General features: G+C 76.3%; 20 protein-coding genes. 8 read left to right on the plus strand and 12 right to left on the minus strand.

Annotated features, from left to right (window positions below; all coding sequences use genetic code 11):
* The coding region (locus PYV61_RS03135) for a winged helix-turn-helix domain-containing protein (protein ID WP_275828229.1) at nt 1–259 on the minus strand (259 nt) is incomplete at its 3' end.
* A 241-nt stretch (nt 260–500) separates the two neighbouring features.
* On the opposite strand from PYV61_RS03135, the gene PYV61_RS03140 reads away from it, so the two are divergent.
* Nucleotides 501–1,625, plus strand: coding sequence for a site-2 protease family protein (locus PYV61_RS03140; protein WP_275828231.1), 1,125 nt, complete (start codon nt 501–503; stop codon nt 1,623–1,625).
* A gap of 178 nt (nt 1,626–1,803) precedes the next feature.
* A complete protein-coding gene (locus tag PYV61_RS03145) occupies nt 1,804–2,994 on the plus strand; it encodes a hypothetical protein (RefSeq protein ID WP_275828233.1) in 1,191 nt (396 codons plus the stop codon).
* Here PYV61_RS03145 and PYV61_RS03150 read toward each other — a convergent pair.
* The 5 genes from PYV61_RS03150 to PYV61_RS03170 form a co-directional block, all read right to left on the minus strand.
* Nucleotides 2,991–3,314, minus strand: a complete 324-nt coding sequence (locus PYV61_RS03150) for a LytTR family DNA-binding domain-containing protein (protein WP_275828235.1) — start codon at nt 3,312–3,314, stop codon at nt 2,991–2,993. The genes PYV61_RS03145 and PYV61_RS03150 overlap by 4 nt on opposite strands.
* Nucleotides 3,311–3,724, minus strand: a complete 414-nt coding sequence (locus PYV61_RS03155; RefSeq protein ID WP_275828237.1) for a response regulator — start codon at nt 3,722–3,724, stop codon at nt 3,311–3,313. The genes PYV61_RS03150 and PYV61_RS03155 overlap by 4 nt, the downstream gene beginning before the upstream one ends.
* A 7-nt stretch (nt 3,725–3,731) precedes the next feature.
* Complete coding sequence (locus tag PYV61_RS03160; RefSeq protein WP_275828239.1) at nt 3,732–4,784, minus strand: histidine kinase; 1,053 nt, start codon at nt 4,782–4,784, stop codon at nt 3,732–3,734.
* A gap of 252 nt (nt 4,785–5,036) precedes the next feature.
* Nucleotides 5,037–6,482: an argininosuccinate lyase gene (gene argH, locus PYV61_RS03165; RefSeq protein ID WP_275828241.1), complete on the minus strand. Its 1,446-nt coding sequence runs from the start codon at nt 6,480–6,482 to the stop codon at nt 5,037–5,039.
* Nucleotides 6,479–7,807, minus strand: coding sequence for an argininosuccinate synthase (locus PYV61_RS03170; RefSeq protein WP_275828243.1), 1,329 nt, complete (start codon nt 7,805–7,807; stop codon nt 6,479–6,481). Before PYV61_RS03170 ends, argH begins: the two co-directional genes overlap by 4 nt.
* A 134-nt stretch (nt 7,808–7,941) precedes the next feature.
* Here PYV61_RS03170 and PYV61_RS03175 point away from each other — a divergent pair, with 134 nt between their 5' ends.
* On the plus strand, nt 7,942–8,418 hold the full coding sequence (locus PYV61_RS03175) for a four helix bundle protein (RefSeq protein ID WP_275828245.1): 477 nt from the start codon (nt 7,942–7,944) through the stop codon (nt 8,416–8,418).
* 96 nt (nt 8,419–8,514) lie between these two features.
* Here the strand turns inward: PYV61_RS03175 and PYV61_RS03180 are convergent, their stop codons facing one another.
* Entirely contained in the window at nt 8,515–8,988 is a 474-nt protein-coding gene (locus tag PYV61_RS03180) for a hypothetical protein (RefSeq protein WP_275828248.1), read from the minus strand.
* 58 nt (nt 8,989–9,046) lie between these two features.
* Between PYV61_RS03180 and PYV61_RS03185 the strand changes: the two genes are divergently transcribed.
* The 4 genes from PYV61_RS03185 to PYV61_RS03200 are packed head-to-tail and all read left to right on the plus strand — an operon-like array spanning nt 9,047 to nt 12,743.
* Nucleotides 9,047–10,123 (plus strand): Asd/ArgC dimerization domain-containing protein, encoded by a 1,077-nt coding sequence (locus tag PYV61_RS03185; RefSeq protein WP_275828250.1) that lies wholly within the window; start codon nt 9,047–9,049, stop codon nt 10,121–10,123.
* Nucleotides 10,120–10,935, plus strand: a complete 816-nt coding sequence (gene argB / locus PYV61_RS03190; protein ID WP_275828252.1) for an acetylglutamate kinase — start codon at nt 10,120–10,122, stop codon at nt 10,933–10,935. Before PYV61_RS03185 ends, argB begins: the two co-directional genes overlap by 4 nt.
* 54 nt (nt 10,936–10,989) lie before the next feature.
* Entirely contained in the window at nt 10,990–12,237 is a 1,248-nt protein-coding gene (locus tag PYV61_RS03195; RefSeq protein ID WP_275828254.1) for an acetylornithine transaminase, read from the plus strand.
* 53 nt (nt 12,238–12,290) lie between these two features.
* A complete protein-coding gene (locus PYV61_RS03200) occupies nt 12,291–12,743 on the plus strand; it encodes a GNAT family N-acetyltransferase (RefSeq protein ID WP_275828257.1) in 453 nt (150 codons plus the stop codon).
* On the opposite strand, the gene PYV61_RS03205 is transcribed toward PYV61_RS03200, so the two are convergent.
* From PYV61_RS03205 to PYV61_RS03225, 5 genes are all read right to left on the minus strand, one after another.
* Nucleotides 12,740–13,138, minus strand: coding sequence for a YciI family protein (locus PYV61_RS03205; protein WP_275828259.1), 399 nt, complete (start codon nt 13,136–13,138; stop codon nt 12,740–12,742). The genes PYV61_RS03200 and PYV61_RS03205 overlap by 4 nt on opposite strands.
* A 103-nt stretch (nt 13,139–13,241) precedes the next feature.
* The gene (locus PYV61_RS03210; RefSeq protein ID WP_275828261.1) at nt 13,242–15,788 is read right to left on the minus strand and encodes a phosphoenolpyruvate synthase; all 2,547 of its coding nucleotides are present in this window, start codon (nt 15,786–15,788) and stop codon (nt 13,242–13,244) included.
* Between the two features lie 99 nt (nt 15,789–15,887).
* Nucleotides 15,888–16,712, minus strand: coding sequence for a hypothetical protein (locus PYV61_RS03215; protein ID WP_275828263.1), 825 nt, complete (start codon nt 16,710–16,712; stop codon nt 15,888–15,890).
* The gene (locus tag PYV61_RS03220) at nt 16,709–17,167 is read right to left on the minus strand and encodes an ABA4-like family protein (protein WP_275828265.1); all 459 of its coding nucleotides are present in this window, start codon (nt 17,165–17,167) and stop codon (nt 16,709–16,711) included. The genes PYV61_RS03215 and PYV61_RS03220 overlap by 4 nt, the downstream gene beginning before the upstream one ends.
* Before the next feature lie 33 nt (nt 17,168–17,200).
* On the minus strand, nt 17,201–18,379 hold the full coding sequence (locus PYV61_RS03225; RefSeq protein WP_275828266.1) for a patatin-like phospholipase family protein: 1,179 nt from the start codon (nt 18,377–18,379) through the stop codon (nt 17,201–17,203).
* Nucleotides 18,380–18,485: 106 nt separating this feature from the next.
* Here PYV61_RS03225 and PYV61_RS03230 point away from each other — a divergent pair, with 106 nt between their 5' ends.
* Nucleotides 18,486–19,127, plus strand: a complete 642-nt coding sequence (locus PYV61_RS03230) for a TetR/AcrR family transcriptional regulator (protein WP_275828268.1) — start codon at nt 18,486–18,488, stop codon at nt 19,125–19,127.
* The last annotated feature ends 68 nt before the right edge of the window (nt 19,128–19,195 follow it).

Raw genomic sequence — 19,195 nt, forward strand, 5'->3', positions numbered from 1 at the left:
CGCCCGCGGCGCGGTAGAGCTCGCGCGCCTCCTCGGCGAACAGCGCGGCGTAGGGCTCCCCCGGGCGCGCCCCGCCGCCGTCGGCGACCAGCAGCCCCTCGAGCTGCAGGCGGCGCATCGCCTCGCGCACCGGCGTGCGGCTGACGCCGAGGCGGGCCGCGAGCTCGTCCTCGCCGACGCGGGCGCCCGGCGCGAGCTCGCCGCGCACGAGGAGGGCGCGGAGCCGGGCGTAGGTGGCGGGCGCGGGGGGCGGGGTCATGCGGGAACGTTCGCCCGCGGGCGCGGGATGCACCAGCGGGGCGCTGGCCCCGCGCGCGGTCCGGTGTGACGTTTGGGAGCCAGGTGGGGCGTTCTCAGATGAGGCGTTCTCTGGTACGGCGTTCTCACGAGAGCGTTCTCCAGTACGGCGTGACCCTCACCTGCCGGCGGCGGTTCACGCCCCACCCGAGAACGCCTCATCTGAGAACGCCTCATCCGAGAACGCCCTTCCCGAGAACGCCGTGAAATGGTCCTGGCGCATCGCGCGCATCGCCGGCATCGACGTCCGCGTCCACGCGACGTTCCTCCTGCTGCTCCTCTTCGTCGGGCTCGACGCGCACCGGCGCTACGGCTCCGTCGAGGCGGGGTTCGTCGGCGCGGCGTGGGTGATCGTGCTGTTCGTGATCGTGCTGATGCACGAGTACGGGCACGCGTTCGCGGCGCGGCGCTACGGGATCGGGACGCAGGACATCACCCTGCTCCCCATCGGCGGGCTGGCGCGGCTGGAGCGCATGCCGCGCGAGCCGCGGCAGGAGCTGGTGGTCGCCATCGCGGGCCCCGCGGTGAACGTCGTCCTGGCGGCGCTGCTGTGGGCCGGGCTCCACCTCGCCGGCTCCCCCCCGGACCCGACCTCGGCCGGCTTCGCGTCGCAGGAGGCGCTCGTCGGGCGGCGGATCGCCGAGCGCCTGCTCGCCGCGAACGTCATCCTCGCCGTGTTCAACCTGATCCCCGCGTTCCCGATGGACGGCGGGCGCGTGCTGCGCGCGCTCATGGCGTGGCGCACCGGGGACTTCCGCCGCGCCACGATGCGGGCCGCGGAGATCGGGCGCGCGCTCGCGCTGCTCCTCGGCCTCGTCGGCGCGTTCGGCCTCGGCCGCATCGTCGCCCCGAACGGGATGCTGGTGCTGGTCGCCCTCTTCGTCTGGATCGCCGCCGCCAGCGAGGCCGCCGCGGTGAGCGAGGAGGGGGAGCTCGCCGAGCTGCCGCTGTCGCGCGTCATGCAGACCGACGTGCGCACGCTGTCGCCCGACGAGTCGCTGGCGCGCGCGGTCGAGCAGCTGCTGGCGGGGTTCCAGCAGGACTTCCCCGTGGTCGAGCACGGGCGCGTCGTCGGCGTCCTCGCGCGCCGCGACCTGATCCCCGCGCTCAAGACGCACGGCACCGAGGCGCCGGTGCGCGCGGTGATGCGCACGGACTTCATCGTCGCCACCCCCGAGGAGCCGATCGAGGAGGCGCTGGCGCGGCTGAAGGCCTGCGGCTGCCAGGCGCTCCCGGTGGTGCGCGGGCAGACGCTGCTCGGGCTCCTCACGCTCGACAACGTCGGGGAGTACATCATGATCCGCGCGGCATTGCGGGGGGCGCGGTAGCAGGACGGCGCGGCGGGCTGCGGGCTGCGGATCCGAACTCGCGGTCCGCAGCCCGCAGCGTCCGCCGCCATGGCGGTTCCACCCGCCCCCTCCCCGTCCCCACCCGTCCCACGCGCCTCGGCTCCCGCGCCGGCGCGCGCTACGCTCCCGCCGTCACCCTCGACGCGGGAGCGTGTGCATGTCCGTCCGTCTGCTCGTGCTGGGCGCCCTGGCCGTCACGCTGAGCGCAGCGAAGCGTCCCTCCGACCGAACACCGCCCCCCCACGTCGACGGCGCCGACGGGATCCTGGCCGTCCTCGACTCGGTGCCGCTGGTCGCGCTGGTCGACGTGCACGCCGCCGCGGAGGCCGGCGCGTTCTACCGGCGCCTGATCGCCCACCCGCGCTTCGCCGACCGCGTGGACGACGTCGTCGTGGAGTTCGGCAACGAGCGGCACCAGGCGCTCGCCGACCGATACGTCGGATACCGCGCCGGGCCGCCGGTCGCCGCCGACTCGCTGCGCATGATCTGGGAGGACAACACGCAGGGGGCGCTCCCCACCACGTGGGCGCCGATGTACGGCGACGTGCTGCACGCGGTGCGCGCCGCCAACGCCGCGCGCCCCGCCGGCCGGCGCGTGCGCGTCCTGCTCGGCGACCCGGCGGTCGAGTGGCGCACCGTCACGCGCGACGCGCTGTGGGAGATCCACAAGCGGCGCGGCGACCGGATGCGCGAGCTGGCGCGCGACTCGGTGCTCGCGAAGGGGCGGCGCGGGATCGTCATCGCCGGCGGCTCGCACGTGCGCCGCGTGCCGCGCGTCGACCCGGCCACCGGCGCGCGCGCCGACGCCAAGTGGGGCGACCTCGCGTCGCGCGTGTTCGTGGTGCGCGTGCACGCGGGATTCGGCGCGCCGGCCGCGCGCCACGAGGCGACGATGGACGCGCTCCCCGCGGGGGCGCTGCTGCGCGTGCGCGGCACCTTCCTCGCCGCGCTCCCCGCCGACTCGGTGGACGCGGCGACGCCCGGCGCCCCCGACCGCCCGCCGCCGCCGGGCGCCCGCAGCGCGCAGGCGGGGCTCTCGCTGGCCGACGTCGCCGACGGCTACCTGTACCTCGGCCCGATCGGCGCGATGACGCTGTCGCACTTCGACCCCGACCGCGTGCGGCGCGACCCGGCGCGGCTGCGCGAGCTGCACCGCCGCTCCTGCATGATGTCGGGGCGCGGCGTCGACACCACGCGGCTGTTCCGCGCGCCCCCGTCGCCGCGGCTCTTCCCCGGCGGCCTGCGCGGCTCGTACGTCGACTGGGAGCCGGCGGGGCCGCTGCCGGAGCGCGCGCCGCCGCTCCCGGCGACGCTCCCTCCGCCGTGCGACACGCTGCTCGGTCGCTAGTCGCCGAACAGGGCGTCCAGCCGCGCGCGGTAGTGGCGGCTGGACGTCACGCGGGTCCCGTCGCGCAGCACGAGCACCCAGCTCCCCTTCCCCCACGGCTCGCAGTGCCGCACCGCCGCCGCGCGCACCAGCGCCGAGCGGCGCACGCGCACGAAGTCGGCGCCCAGCCGCGCCTCGACGTCGTCGAGCGTGGCGCGCAGCAGCGGCGACGCGCCCGCCGCACCGCCGCGCAGGTGCAGCCGCACGTAGTTGCCGAGCGCCTCGACCCACTCCACCGCCGCGGCGTCGACGAAGCTCACGCGCCCCTGCTCGCGGATCACGAACCGGTCGCCGCCCGCAGCGCCGCCGCGCCGCCGCCCGCCGCCGCGCGCGCCGCCCGCACGAACGCGTCGCGGAAGCGCGCCGGGTCCACCGGCTTGAGGAGGTAGTCCACGGCGTGCACCTCGAACGCGCGCACCGCGTGCGCGTCGTAGGCGGTCACGAACACCACCGGCGGCATCGCGCCGGCGCCCACCGCCTCCACCACGCCGAAGCCGTCGAGCCGCGGCATCTGCACGTCGAGGAAGACGAGGTCGGGGCGCCGCTCGCGGATCGCGGCCACCGCCGCCTCCCCGTCGCGCGCCTCGCGCACCGCGCCCACCTCCGGCTGCTCGGCGAGCAGCGCGCGCACGCCGGCGCGCGCCAGCGGCTCGTCGTCGACGACGAGGACGTCGAGCGCCGCCCCGCTCACCGCCCCCTCACCGCGCCGGCAGCTCCAGCCGCACCGCGCACCCGCCCTGCTCGGGGCGCGTCAGCCGCAGCGCGTGCGCGGCGCCGTACAGCGCGCCGAGGCGCGACGCGGTGTTGCGCAGCCCGACGCCGAACCCGCCCGCGGGCGGCGGCTCGTCGGCGGCGTCGGGGCCGTCGTCGGTGACGTCGAGCAGCACGCGCCCGCGGTCGACCCGCCCGCGCACCCGCACGTGCCCCCCGCCCTCCCGCCGCTCGACCGCGTGGCGGATGGCGTTCTCCACCAGCGGCTGCAGCACGAGCGTCGGCACGCGGCACTCCAGCGCGTCGGCGTCCACCTCGGCGGTGACGCGCAGCCGGTCGCCGAAGCGCACGCGCTGGATGTCGACGTACGCCTCCAGCAGCTCCAGCTCGCGGCGCAGCGGGACGGTCATCGCGTCGTCGGCCAGCACGGCGCGCAGCAGCTCGCTCAGCCGCCGCACCATCGCCTGCGCGCCGGCGGGGTCGGTGGGCGCGAGCACGGCCACCGAGTTGAGCGTGTTGAACAGGAAGTGCGGCTCCAGCTGCGCGCGCAGCGCGTCGAGGCGCGCCTTCGTCAGCTCGGCCTCCATCCACGCGTGCTCCAACGCCAGCCCGGCGGCCGCGCGCGCCGCCCGCCGCGCCTCCGCCACCGCGAGGACGACCAGGAACTGCAGCGCGCCGAGCAGCGTGAACACGAGGAACACCGGGCCGCCGGGGCGCATCGCGGGCGGCACGCCCCCGGCGACGATGCCCATCAGCGCCGCGAACAGCAGCGTGTGCAGCGGCGGCGCCACCAGCAGCAGCACGGCCCCGCCAAGCCAGGCCCCCCGCCCCGGCGCCCGCCGCCCGAGCCACGCCAGTGCCGCCACGAACGGCGCCCACGCCGCCACCGACAGCGCCGCCGCGACCACGTCGGCCCCGCCGACGCTCGGCACCCCGTCGCCGAACCGCACGAACGGCGCGACCGCCGACAGCGCGAGCACGAGCCCCGCCAGGACCGGCGCGGCCCAGGCGCCGCGGGGGGGAGAGTCGGTGGTGGTCACTCCCTGATGGTGCGCGCCCATCCCGTCGCGGGGTAGCCCCGTGGGACGTCCGGTCCCGCTCGTGGGACGACTGGTGCTCGGCAACGGCCGGGAGAGCGGATCGAACGGATGCAACGGATCCGTCTCATCCGGAGCATCCGTTCTCCTGGCTGTTGATCTTGTCGTCCTGAGCGCAGCGAAGGACCTACTCTCACTGGGCAGGGGCCGGCCCCGTCGCCTCGGAGAGTAGATCCTTCGCTGCGCTCAGGATGACTACACGGCCACCACGTTCGCGATCAGCTGGTTGCCGTGCGCCGGCGTCTCGTGGATCACCGGCGCCAGCGTCGCCCGCGCCGCCTCGATCTGCTCGGCGACCGCCTTCGGTCCCGTGCCGCCGATCGCCTCGCGGTGCGCCACCGACGCCCGGGCGCCGAGCGCGTCGCGCGCGTCGTCGCCGAACAGCGGGTGCGCGGCCGCGAACGCCTCGGGCGGGAGCGCGGTCATCTCGATCCCCCGCTCCTCCGCCTGGCGCACCAGCGATCCCACCGCGCCGTGCGACTCGCGGAAGGTCGCGCCCTTGCGGACCAGGTAGTCGGCGAGGTCGGTCGCCATCATGCTGCTCGACAGCGCCGCCTCCATGCGCGCCGTGTCGAAGCGCAGCTCGTCCACCGTGCCGGCCACCGCGGGGGCGACCAGCAGCATCGTGTCGACCGCGTCGAACAGCGCGCGCTTGTCGTCCTGCAGGTCCTTGTTGTAGCCCGTGGGGAGCCCCTTTAGCGCGCCGAGCATCGACACCAGGTCGCCGAGCAGGCGCGCCGCCGAGCCGCGCGCCAGCTCCAGCGCGTCCGGGTTGCGCTTCTGCGGCATCATCGAGCTGCCGGTCGAGAAGCCGTCGCCGAAGCGCACGAAGCCGAACTCGCTCGACCCGAACAGGATCAGGTCCTCGGCGAGCCGCGACAGGTGCGTCCCCGCCATCGTCATCGCGAAGATCGCCTCGGCGACGAAGTCGCGGTCGCCCACCGCGTCGATCGAGTTGCGCGCGACCGCGTGGAAGCCGAGCGACTCCTTGAGCAGGAGGCGCGACACCGGGAACGCGCTGCCGGCGATCGCGCCGGAGCCGAGCGGCAGCTCCGACGCGCCGCGGGCGGCGGCCTGCAGGCGGCGGCGGTCGCGCTCCAGCGGCCAGAAGTGCGACAGCAGCCAGTGCGCCACGCTCACCGGCTGCGCGCGCTGCAGGTGCGTGTACGCCGGCATCAGCGCGTCGCGCAGCTCCTCGGCGCGCGCCAGCAGCACCTGCTGCACGCCGCGCAGCGCGACGTCGACCTTGCCGCAGGCGTCGATCGTCCACAGGCGCGTCGCCGTCGCCACCTGGTCGTTGCGCGAGCGGCCGGTGTGCAGCCGGGACGCCACCGACCCGACCGCGTCGTGCAGCAGGCGGTCGATCATCGTGTGCACGTCCTCGTCGCTCGCCACCGGCTGCGCGCCGTCGGCGATCTGGCGGGCGACGACGTCGAGGCCGCGCTCCAGCTCGCGGCTCTCGTCGAGCGTCAGCACGCCGGCGTGGCCGAGCGCCACGGCCCACGCCTTCGAGAGGCGCACGTCGTGCGGCCACAGCCGGAAGTCGACCCCGATGCTCCGGTTGATCGCCTCGAGCAGCGGCGAGGGGCCGCCGGCGAAGCGGCCCCCCCAGAGCTTGTGCGCGCCGCCCGACTCGCTCACGCCGTCGCCTCCGCCAGCTCCGCCGCCGACGGCGGGAACTTGGCGTCGCCCGACTCGGCCGGCTTGTCGCCGACCGCCGGGTCCTGCGTGGTCAGCGAGTGCTTCGCCTTCAGCTCCTGGTCCTTGATCGCGCGCACGCGCGTCGACAGCCCGTACAGGCGGATGTACCCCGCCGCGTCGCTCTGCTGGTAGACGTCGTCCTCGCCGAACGTCACGAAGCGCTCGTCGTACAGCGCGTACTCGCTCTCGCGCCCGACCACCACCGCCGAGCCCTTGAACAGGCGCATCGTCACCGTGCCCGTGACGCGCTCCTGCGTCGCGTTCACGAACGCGTCGTACGCCTCGCGCTCGGTCGTCCACCAGCGCCCCTCGTACACCAGGTCCGCGTAGCGCGGCGCGATCAGGTCCTTGGCCGCCAGCGTGCGGCGGTCGAGGATCAGCTGCTCCAGCTCCGAGTGCGCGGCGTAGAGGATGGTGCCGCCCGGCGTCTCGTACACGCCGCGCGACTTCATCCCGATCATGCGGTCCTCGACCAGGTCGATGCGGCCGACGCCGTGCTTCGCGCCGAGCGCGTTGAGCGCCTCGACGAGGTCCACGGGGCCCAGGCGCTTCCCGTTCACCGAGACGGGGGTGCCCTGCTCGAAGCCGATCACGACCTCCTCGGGCGCGTCCGGCGCCTGCGTCGGGTCGGTCGTCAGCTGGAACATGTCCTCGGCGGGGCCGACCGCCGGGTCCTCCAGCTGCCCGCCCTCGTGCGACAGGTGCCAGATGTTGCGGTCGCGCGAGTAGATCTTGGTGATCGTCGCGGCCACCGGCACCCCCTTCTCCGCCGCGTAGCGGAGCGCGTCCTCGCGGCTGCGGATGTCCCACTCGCGCCACGGCGCGATGACCGGCAGGTCGGGGGCGAACGCCATGTAGGTGAGCTCGAAGCGCACCTGGTCGTTCCCCTTGCCGGTGCAGCCGTGCGCCAGCGCGTCGGCGCCCACCTGGCGCGCGATCTCGACCTGCCGCTTGGCGATCAGCGGGCGGGCCATCGACGTGCCGAGCAGGTACTTCCGGTTGTAGATCGCCCCGGCCCGGAGGGTCGGGAAGATGAAGTCGCGGACGTACTCCTCGCGCAGGTCCTCGACGTAGCACGCGTCGGCGCCCGAGGCGATCGCCTTGGCCTTGATGCCGTCCAGCTCGTCGCCCTGGCCGATCTCGGCGGCCACGCAGACGACCTTGGCCCCCGGATAGTGCTCCTTGAGCCACGGGACGATGATCGACGTGTCGAGCCCGCCGGAGTAGGCGAGGGCGATGGTCTTGACGGCAGGGCGCGAGGTCATGGCGGCTCCGGTTAAGTATGCAGGATCAATGCATAATCAACCATTTGGGGGCGGGAGTCAATCGGCCCCGTCGCGGCACGGCGGGCGGGGGACGGGCGCGCGATCGTGGCGCCGTCCCTTCCCCGGAGCCAGTCATGCCGACCCGCCGCGCCCCCGTCCCCCGCCGCCGCACCCCCGCCCCGCCCGAGCCCCCGCGGGTGAGCGAGACCGTCGTCGCCGACCCGCCCCCGGAGAGCGCGCCCGAGGCCCCGGCGGAGCGCGGCTACCGCGGCCTCCGCGTCTGGCAGCGCGCGATGGAGCTGGCGGCCGGCACCTACGCCCTCGCCCTCCCCGACGACGCCCTCGCCGTCCCCCTCCGCCGCGCCGCCGCCTCGGTCCCGGCCGCGATCGCCGAGGGCAACGTCCGCTACTCGGCGCGCGAGTACACCCACTACCTCGCGCAGGCCCTCGGCGCGCTGGCGGAGGTCGAGACGCTGCTGGAGCTGGCCGCGCGGCTCGAGCTGGCGGTCGAGACGGCGATCGCGCCGCTCACCGCCCAGTGCACGGAGGTTGCACGGATGCTCCGTGCGCTCAACCGGTCGGTGCAGACCGCCGGCGCCGCGAAGAACTGACGGAAGTCAGAGCCCCCCAACGGGATACGAACGCGATACACGCACGACGAGCGGAGCACGACGGGCGCCGGCCACGCGGTCGGCGCCCGTCCGCGCTCACCCCTCCGCCATCTTCTCCAGCTTCCGGATCACCCGCTCGCGGGCGGCCGCGGACCTACAGATGATGAGGATCGTGTCGTCGCCGGCCACCGACCCGAGCACGTCCGGCCACGCCGCGGTGTCGAACGCCGCCGCCACCGGCTGCGCCCCGCCGGCCAGCGTGTGGAGCACCACCAGCTCCCCCACCCCGTCCACCCGGTCGAAAAACTGGGGGAGCAGCGTCTCCAGCGCCGCCCGGGCGTGCTCCGTCTCGACCGCCTGGTCGGTCGCCACGTAGCGCATCCCGTCGTCGGTCGGCACCCGCGCCAGCCGCAGCTCGTGCAGGTCGCGCGACAGGGTGCTCTGCCCCACGTCCCACCCCCGCCCCACCAGGAGCCGGCGCAGCTCCTCCTGGCTCCCCACGGCCTCGGCCTCGACGATCTCGAGGATGGCCTTCTGGCGGTCGCGCTTGGTCGGCTGTCCGAGGGACATGGGAGGGCGGGACACGGTCGGTTGACTTGGGGGGGCACTGGAATATTATGCAGTGACTATGAATAACATCCCGGTCGGCATTCTGGGAGCCAGCGGGTACGCGGGGCGCGAGCTGTGCGCCCTCGTGGCCGCGCACCCCCGGCTCACCCTCGCCTTCGCGACCGCCGACCGGCGGCGCGGGGAGACGGTGCGCGTGCCCGCCCCCCGCGGCGTGGCCGGGGCCCCGACCGACGTCACCTTCGTCGCCACCGACGACGCCCCCCTGGGCGAGGCGGCGCTGATCTTCTCCGCCCTCCCGCACGGCGCCTCGGCCACCTGGAGCCAGCGCGCCCACGCGGCCGGCGCCAAGGTCGTGGACCTGTCGTCGGATCTGCGGCCGGGGCATGTGACGGCCGAGCTCCTCTCGACGCTCGACGCTCGACGCTCGACGCTCGCGTCGGTGTCCGCGGGAGCGTCGAGCGTCGAGCGTCGAGAGAGCGAGCCGGCGGCGATCCCCTACGGCCTCCCCGAGCTCTTCCGCGCCGCCATCCCCGGCGCCGACGTCGTCGCCAACCCCGGCTGCTACCCGACCGCGATCCTCGTCGCCCTCGCGCCGCTCGTCCGCGCCGGGCTCCTGCCGGCCGGCGCGACCGTCGTGGCCGACGCGGCCAGCGGGGTGAGCGGGGCGGGGAACTCGCCGCGCGAGGACCTGCTGTTCGGCGAGATCACCGAGAGCTTCCGCGCCTACGGCGTCGGCGGCACGCACCGCCACCTCGCGGAGATGCGGCACGCGGTGGGCGCGATGGGCGCCGACGTGGACCTCGTGTTCACGCCGCACCTGCTCCCCGTCGCGCGCGGCATCCTCGCCACGCTCACCGTCCCCGTCACCGCCGCGCCGGCCGACCTGCTCGGCGTGTGGCGCGACGCGTACGCCGGCGAGCCGTTCGTCGAGGTCACCACGCAGCTGCCGGCGCTCGCCGACGTGCAGCACCGCAACGTCGTGCGCCTCACCGCCGTGGCGGTGCAGGGGACGCGCACGCCCACCGTGCAGGTCTTCTCGGCCATCGACAACCTGACCAAGGGCGCGGCCGGGCAGGCGGTGCAGAACGCCAACCTCATGCTCGGCCTCGACGAGGCCGCGGGGCTGCCGCGGTGACGGCCCCCGCCGACGTACGGGCCGCGCTCGACGAGGCGTTCCGCGGCGCGGTCGTGGTGAAGCTCGGCGGGCGCACGCAGGGCGACCCCGCGCTCCCCGGCGCGCTCGCCGAGGTGTGGCGCGCCACCGGCGGCCGCCTGGTCGTCGTGCACGGCGGCGGCGACGCGGTGAGCGAGCTGCAGCGCGCGCGCGGGCTGACGCCGCAGTTCATCGGCGGGCGGCGCGTCACCACCGACGCCGACGTCGAGATCATCCGCATGGCGCTGTCGGGGCTCGCCAACAAGCAGCTCGTGAGCGCGCTGTTCGGCGCCGGCGTGCCCGCCGTCGGGCTGTCGGGCGAGGACGGCGTGCTGCTCGAGGCCGCGCCCACGACCGACGCGCGCATGGGCCGCGTGGGCGAGCCGGCGCGCGTGAATGTCGCGCTGCTCGCGCTGCTGCTCGGGGCGGGGTACTGCCCCGTCGTCAGCCCCGTCTCGGCGAGCGCCGCCGAGCGCGGCGTGGCGCTGAACGTCAACGGCGACGACGCCGCGGCCGCGGTGGCCGCCGCCGTCGGCGCCGCCGAGCTGTTCTTCATGGCCGACGTGCCGGGCGTCCTCGTCGACGGCGCCCCCGTGGCCGCGCTGGACCCCGCCGGGGCGGCCGCGCTCGTGCGCGACGGGACCGCGGGCGGCGGCATGGCCGCCAAGCTCGACTCCGCGCAGGCGGCGCTGGCGCGCGGCGTCGGCCGCGTGCGCATCGGCGACCTCGCCGCGCTGCCCGACGCGGCGCGCGGCACCGCCATCGTCCCGTCCGCCCCCGCGGCGACGGTCTGACCGTCCCTCGCCGTTCCCGCACCGCCCATGGCCACCGCCGTAGCGACTCCCGCCGTGTCGACTCCCGCCGTCGCGACTCCCGCCGTCACCCCGAGCACCGAGTCCGCGCTGCTCGGCACGTACAAGCGCGCGCCCATGCGCATCGTGCGCGGCGAGGGCGTCACGCTGTTCGACGACGCCGGCCGCGCGTACCTCGACTTCGCCAGCGGGATCGCCGTCAACGCCCTCGGCTACGGCGACGCGGGGATCGCGCACGCCGTGCAGCAGGCGCTCGACACGGGGCTCGTCCACGTCTCGAACCTGTTCCGCACCGAGCCGGGCGAGCGGCTGGCCGAGTGGCTGGTGGCGCACTCGTTCGCCGCGCGCGCGTTCTTCTGCAACTCGGGCGCGGAGGCCAACGAGGGCGCGTTCAAGTTCGCGCGCCGCTGGGCGCGCACGCTCGTGCCGCCGGGCGCCGACGAGGCGCCGGGGCCGTTCGGGCCGTGCGCCAAGCACGAGATCGTGTCGCTGCGCGGCGCGTTCCACGGGCGCACGATGGGCGTGCTCGCGGCCACCGACCGCCCGCAGTACCGCGCCCCCTTCCGCCCGCTCGCCGGCGGCATCTCGATCGCCGAGCGCGACGTGAAGGAGCTCGACGCGACGCTCGACGCCGAGCGCGTGGCGGCGGTGATCGTGGAGCCGGTGCAGGGGGAGGGCGGGGTGCGCGTGGTCGACCACGGGCTCCTGCGCGAGCTGCGCGCGATGACCGCCGAGCGCCAGATCGCGCTCATCTTCGACGAGATCCAGTGCGGGCTCGGGCGCCTCGGCACGCTGTGGGCCTACGAGACCACCGGCGTCGTCCCCGACATGGTGACGCTGGCCAAGCCGCTCGCCGGCGGGCTGCCCATGGGCGCCGTGCTGGTGAACGAGGCGATCGCCGGCGCGGTGCAGCCGGGCGACCACGGCACGACCTTCGGCGGCGGCCCGCTCGTGGCCAACGTCGCGCTGCACGTCTGCGAGCGGCTGGGCGACCCGGCGCTGCTGGCGCACGTGCGCGAGCAGGGCGCGTTCATGGGCGAGGCGCTGAAGGCGATCGGCGAGCGCACGGGCAAGGTGCGCGCGCTGCGCGGCGCGGGGCTCATGTGGGGCGTCGACACGCACGAGCCGGCGGCGCAGATCGTCGGGCGCGCGCGCGACGCGGGGCTGCTCATCCTCACCGCGGGCGACCACACGCTGCGCCTCCTCCCGCCGCTCGTGATCACGCGCGACGACCTGGCGCGCGGCCTCGCGCAGCTCGAGGACGTCATCGGGGTGGCGCAGTGACGCCGGTCGAGCTGGTCCGCGACCCTTCGCTTCGCTCGGGGCAGGCCCCGGTGGTGCGCCGCGCCCGCCCGGCCGACGTGGCGGGGATCTCGGCGCTGGTCGCCGAGTGGGCGGCCGAGGCGCTGCTGCTCCCGCGCAGCGCCGCCGAGGTCGCGCGCGCGGTCGAGGACTACGTGGTGGCCGTGGACGGGCGCGGCACCGTGCTCGCCTGCGCCGCGCTGCGCGAGTACTCGCCGTCGCTGGCCGAGCTGACGAGCGTCGCCGTGTCGCGCGCCGCGCACGGGCGCGGGCTCGGGCGGCTGGTGGTACACGCGGTGGAGGCGCTGGCCGCGGTGCGCGGGCACGACACGGTGTTCGCGCACACGCTCCAGCCGGAGTTCTTCGCCGCCCTCGGCTACGAGGCGACGGACCGCGCCGCGTACCCGGAGAAGCGCGCCCGCCCGCACACGCTCTGCGTGCGGCGCGCGCTCGCCGGCGAGCCCGCGGCGCTGGCGGCCGCCGCTTAGGCGGCCGGCTCGGGCCCCCCGCCCATCACCCGGCGCACCTCGATCGCCATGTTGAGCGGGGCGCCCCCCGGCCCGGGCGCCGCCGACGCGCGCTCGGCGATCGCGTAGGCGCGCTCGGGGGTCGCGACGTCGACCACCCAGAAGCCGGCCAGGAACTCCTTGGTCTCGGGGAAGGGGCCGTCGGTCACCGGCGCGCCGCCCGTCACCGCGCGCACCAGCCGCGCCTCGGCGGGCGGCGTCAGCGCCTGGATGTCCACCAGCTCGCCCGCCTCGGTGAGCTCGCGGTTGATCGCCCGCAGGTGCGCCATGTGCGCCTCGACGTCGGCGGGCGCCCAGTCGAAGATCTCGTACGACCGGGCGCCGCGCGGGGTGTGCATCATCAGCAGGTACTTCATCGGTGCTCCCGTGAGAGGGTCGGGCGCCGGCGGCCCGCGTCGGCCCCGGCACCCGTAGTCGGCGCCGCCCCCGCGCGCTCGACATCGTAGCCCGATCCCGCGCTCAGTCCAGAAGCTCGACGAAGCCGCGGGCGCCGTCCACGCGGACCCGCTGGCCGTCGCGGATGCGCGTGGTCGCGCGCTCCACCCCGACGACCGCCGGCAGGCCGTACTCGCGCGCCACCACCGCGCCGTGCGTCATCAGCCCGCCCACCTCGGTCACCAGCCCCGCAGCGGCGACGAACACGGGCGTCCAGCTCGGGTCCGTGAACGCGGTGACGAGGACGTCGCCCGGCGCGAGGTCCGCGTCCGCGACGTCGCGCACCACGCGCGCCCGCCCCTCGACCACGCCCGCCGAGACGGCGAGGCCGGCCAGCGCGCCCGCCGGCACGCCGCCGCGCCGGTACGCCCCCACCACCGCCTCGCCGTCCGAGGTGAGCACGCGCGGCGGCACGAGCGCCTGGTGGACGCGGAACGCCTCCCGCCGCGCGCGCACCAGCGCGTCGTCCGCGCGCCCCGTGCGCACGACCTCGCGCAGCTCGTCGAAGGTGAGGTGGTACGCGTCCTCCGGGTCGCGCAGCACGCCCGCCCGCGCCAGGCGCGCGGCCTCCTCCAGCAGCGCGAGGCGGTACACGAAGTAGCGGCGCACCATCCCGAACTTCGGGAACTCGCGGTAGCCGGCGAACGCGCGCACCTGGTCGATCCGCCGCTTCGCCTCGGCGGCCCTCGCCTCCCCGCCGGGGAGGGCGCGCAGGCGCGCCAGCACGTCGCGCTCCGTCCGCTCGGCCTCCCGCAGCCCCCGCGCGACGCGGCGCGCGCGCTCGCCCGGCGCGAACTGGCGCACGTTGCCGAGGAGCAGCGGCAGCAGCGCCGACGGTCGCTCGCTCCAGCGCGGCCGCGTGATGTCGATCTCGCCGACGCAGCGCATCCCGTACGCGTCGAGCCACCCGGCGATCGCGTCGCGCGCCTCGCGCCCGCCCGCGAGCGCGGGGAGCGCGTCGAGGAAGCCGTCGTCGCCGCCGGCCCGCGCCAGGCGGGCGACGACCTCCGGGTGCGGGCGGATCGCGTCGGCCACGTCGAGGAGCGCGAGCCCCATCTCCGACGTGACGTTGTGCGGCACCGACTGCGCGAACGCGTCGGCCGCGTGCCGCTCGCCGAGCCACGCGTCGAGGTGGTCGCCGAGCCACCACGCGGCCTCCATCCCGGTCATGATCGCGCGGCCGCTCGTCGGGTCGAACAGGAGCCGCCGCAGCTCCTCGACGTCGGCGCGGATGAAGTCGAGGAGGTCGAGGCCCGTGCGCCCGCGGATGTCGCGGCGCAGCGCGGCGACGGAGGCGTCGACGCGCGCGATCATCGCCTCCACCACCGCCGGGCTCACCTCGGCGGGGTCGGGCGCCCCGGCCCTCGGCCCGCTGCCGGGCGGCACCCACGCACGGTCGTCGGCGCGCGGCGCGCGGACGAAGTCGCCGCGGTCGAGCACCGCGCGCAGCGCGTCGCCGATGAGCGGGTCGGACTTCTCCAGCATCGCCAGCATCGCGTCGCGGCTCGCCGGCGACGCGAGCATCGGGGTGACGTCCACGAACAGCCGCGACGCGGCCTCCGCCATCGGGCGCGGCGTCGTCATCTGCCAGAAGGAGAGCCCGAGCGGCCGCATGGCGTCGGTCATCATCTGCTGGTGCCCGACGGAGATGTAGACGCGATTCCCGTCGTCGTCCGCCGCGGGGACGGGGAAGAGCGTCGTGATCGGCCGGCTCTGCACGACGTGGAAGTCGCCGCGCGCGAGGCACCACTCGACGTCCTGCGGCGCGCCGAAGTGCGCCTCGACGCGGCGCCCCAGCGCGGCCAGCCGCACCACCTCCGCGTCGGTGAGCACGGGCGCGTCGCCCGCGGGCGTGCGCGCGACCACCGCGCCGTCGAGCACGCGCCAGCCGTCGGCGCGCGCCGTCCCCGCGACCAGCGCCTCGCCGAGCCCGCGCACCGCCTCGATCGCGACCACCCTGCGGTGGCCGGTGCCCGGGTCGGCGGTGAACAGCACGCCGGCCGCCTCGGCGGCGACCATGCGCTGCACCACGACGCCCATGCGCACCGCGCGGTGGTCCACGCCCTGGCGGATCCGGTAGGCGACGGCGCGCTCGGTGAACAGCGAGCCCCAGCACCGGCGCACGTGCCGCAGCACCGCGTCGCGCCCGACGACGTCGAGCCAGCTGTCCTGCTGGCCGGCGAAGGAGGCGGTGGGCGTGTCCTCCGCCGTCGCGCTCGACCGCACCGCGTACGCCGCGTCCTCGCCGCCCGGTGCCGCGAGCGCGTCCGCGATCTCCGCCGCCACGTCGTCCGGGACCGGGACCGCTTCCAGCACCTCGCGGATCTCGGCGGCGAGCGCGCGCACCGCGTCGCGGTCGTCGGGCGCGACGCGCGCCAGCAGGTCGAGCCGCCGGTCGAGCGACGGCGCCTCGGCGGCGGCGCGCCGGTACGCGTCCGTGGTCACGCAGAAGCCGTCGGGGACGCGCACGCCGTCGGCGCGCGAGAGGTCGCCGAGGTGCGCGCCCTTGCCGCCGACGGCGGCGACGTGGGTGCGGTCGATCTCCCGGAAGTGCAGCACGTAGCGTCCCATCGGCCCCCAGTGGGTGAGCGGTCGCGGAGGAAAGGCGCCGGATGCGCGGCCGACGATCCTGCGACCCTCCCCCCGCCTTGCCGCAAGTCCCCGGGTCGGCTATAACCTCGGGGTGGCGGGGACGGCCGCCGAGCGCACGAGCGGGCGCCCCGCCACCGCCTGCGCGAAGCTCGCCAGGGTCAGCGCGCCCCACGCCGCCGCCGCGGCGGCCAGCGCCACGCCGCGCCGCCGCACGCCCAGCACGCCGGCCGCGAACACCGCCAGCGGGGCCGCCTGCAGCACGTGCAGGCCGAGGAAGTGCGCGACGCGCAGGTCGCCGCCCGCGCGGTTCCAGCCGACGACCGGCAGGTGCCCGGCCTCGACGCCCACCGCGTGCCCGGCCTGCGCGCTCATGTAGCCGCCGAGCAGCCCGCCGAGGAGGAAGCAGAGGACGAGCCCCGCGACGGCGGCGCGCCGGTCGGCCGGGGCGACGTCGGGCGCGGGGTGGCGCGCGATCGCGAGCGCCAGCGGGAGCGCGGCGGCGATCAGCGCCACGGCGGCGATCCCCATGAGCCCGTACAGCGCGGCGTGCAGCGCGTCGCCGCCGTTGAAGTGCGACGCCTCGGCGCGCGCCGCCTGGAAGGTGATGTAGGCGAGCTCGAACGCCGCCGTGCCGATCAGCGTCCAGACGGCGACGCGGAGCGCGCGCGCGTCGCGGCGGTCGGCGCGCACGTAGCCGGCGAACCACGCCCAGGTGAGCGCGTAGACCGCGATGGAGACGAAGAACTTGGCCGGCTTGAGCCAGAGCCGCACGCCGCCGAAGGTGCGCGCGTCGACGGCGGCGGCGGCGAACGCCAGCGCGGCGCAGGCGGCGCACCCGAGGCCGAACGCGGCCTGCCGCGGCTCGCGCCGCCGCAGCTCGGCGTTCATCGCGGCGGCGGTCACGCGGGCGCCGGCGCGCGGCGGCCGGCGACGGCGCGGAGGACGAAGAACGCCAGCAGCCCGGCCGGCCCGAACAGGAAGGTCAGCGCGAGGCAGGGAAGGATCGGCAGCGCGGGGACGCCCTCGGCGACGCCGTGGCGCGCGATCCACGTGCCGACGAACAGGTCGAACGCGAGGTAGTGCAGCCACCCGCCGGTGAGCGCGAAGTCGTGCGCGAACAGCGTGCGCACCTCGGCGATGGAGCCGAAGCCGCCGCCGGCGCCGGTGCGCGCCGCGATCGCAAGCGACGCGACGTAGGCGACGCCGAACGCCAGCGGGAGCCAGATCCCCGTGGCGCGCCATCCGGCGGCGCGGAGGCGCGGCACGAACAGCGTCGCCGCCAGCAGCAGCCACCCGACGAGGGCGACGGCGTTGACGATGCCGAAGAGCGTGGCGGCGCGCGGGTCGACGGGCGGCATGGGCGGGGCGGGGCGGGGGAGGGGAGGGAACGCTCAGGGCGCGGCGGGGCGCGCGTACGGCGTCGGCACGGGGTCCCACGCGTCGCCGGCGCGGCCGCGTGCGAACCCCGCGGAGTCGAGGCGCGCCATGAACGCGCGGTCGAACAGCCGCGACGCCGCCGGGTCCATGGACAGCGCGACGGGGATCGCGGTGTGGCGCACCTCCAGCCGGAGTCCCGGCACGTCGGCGGTCACGGCGCGCGCCAGCTCGTGCAGCCGCGCCACCTGGTCGGCCTGGTGGGCCCACAGCATCATGAGGTTCGCGCGCCCGGAGACCTGGTTGCGGCGCGACGGGTCGACGGCGCGCGGCGGCGCGTGCGTCCAGAAGTTCACCACGACCCACGTGCGCACCGTGACGTCGCCGGCGACGCCGCGCGCGCGCAGCGCCCGCCCGAGCGCGCGGTAGTCGTCGAGGCCGAGCACGGGGAGCAGGTTGCCGGCGACGCCGCCGTCGGCGTGCACGTGCCCGTCGATCAGCCGCGGCGGGAAGACGCCGGGGATCGCGGTGGCCGCGTACAGCACCGCGTGCAGCCGCTCGGCGCCGCCGGGGCCGACCGCGAGCTCGCGCCGCACGTCCCACAGCCGCCCCGTGCCGAGGTCGAGGTCCGCGGTGGCGACGGCGTACTGCCGCCCCTCCAGGAACGCCGCCTCGAGCGCGCCGCGCATGTCGGGGTCGACGACGTCGCGGATGGTGCGGGCGTACGCGTCGGTGCGCACCACGCCGCCGGTGCGGCGCAGCCAGAACAGCCAGTCGAGCTTCGGCGCGAACGCGTCGGCGGCGTTGCGGTAGAGCGCCGACATCGTGTCGAGCGCCGCGCGCGTGCCGAGCAGGGCGAACGCGCCCTGCAGCGCGCCGGTGCTGATCCCGGTGACGAGGTCGAAGCGCGGGAGGGGGAGCGGGGCGTCGCCGCGCTCGGCCCACCCGCGCAGGAACCCCGCGCCGTACGCGCCGTTCTGCCCGCCCCCCGAGAGGAGGAGGACGTCGAGGGTGCGGTCGCCGCGGCGCGCCGCGCGGTCGGCCAGCCGCGCCACCAGCGTGTCGACGGCGGCGCGGTAGTCGGCGCCCGCGCCGTCGCCCTGGGCGAGGAGCGCGGCGGGCGTGGTCGGCGGGCGGCGGACGGCCGCGCACCCCGCCAGGAGCAGCAGCACGGCGGCGGCGAATCGGCGGGGCATGACGGGCCTGGGGACGGGGGCCGGTCTGCTTGACACGCGGCGCGACCGGCCGGTACGCTACCGCGAGATCACGAACGACGTTCGGCCCCCCGCGCGCCCGCCCCGCATGCCGCCCGCCGCCCGCCGCGCCGACGCCCGCGCGCGCGACACCGACCTGCGCACCGCCGTCCTCGACGCCGCCCGCCAGCTGCTGGTGCGCGAGGGGTACCGCGACCTCAGCATGCGCGACGTCGCCAACGCGGTGGGGTGCTCGGTGAGCAGCATCTACCTCTACTTCGCGGGGAAGGACGAGCTCGTCCACACGCTGATGGACGAGGGGTTCGACCGGTGGTACCGCAAGCAGGTGGAGCTGGCCGACGACGCGGGGACGCCGGCGTCGCGGCTGGAGAACGTGTGCCGCGCCTACGTGGAGTTCGGGCTCGCCAACCCCGAGTTCTACGAGATCATGTTCATGTTCCACTCGGATCGGATGGCGCGCTACCCCAAGGAGCTGTTCCGGCGCGCGCGGCGGAACCTGGAGCTGATGGCGGAGCTGGTGACGGCCTACGCGCCGCAGTCGGTCCCGACCCCCGACGACGCGCGCATCCGCGCCACCGCGCTGTGGGCGACGCTGCACGGGATCGTGTCGACGATCGTCAGCGACCGCCTCGACCGCTCGATCGACCGGACGCGGTACGTGGAGGGGGCGATCCGGTACGCGCTGGCGGGGGTGCGGCACGCGGAACCCGAGTCGACCGCGCAGGGCTGACCTCCACATACCGGACGCTGCGGCCTGCGGACTGCGGGTCCCAACGGAATCCGCAGCCCGCAGCCCGC

It is taken from the genome of Roseisolibacter sp. H3M3-2 (genome assembly GCF_029211165.1).
GTDB lineage: Bacteria > Gemmatimonadota > Gemmatimonadetes > Gemmatimonadales > Gemmatimonadaceae > Roseisolibacter.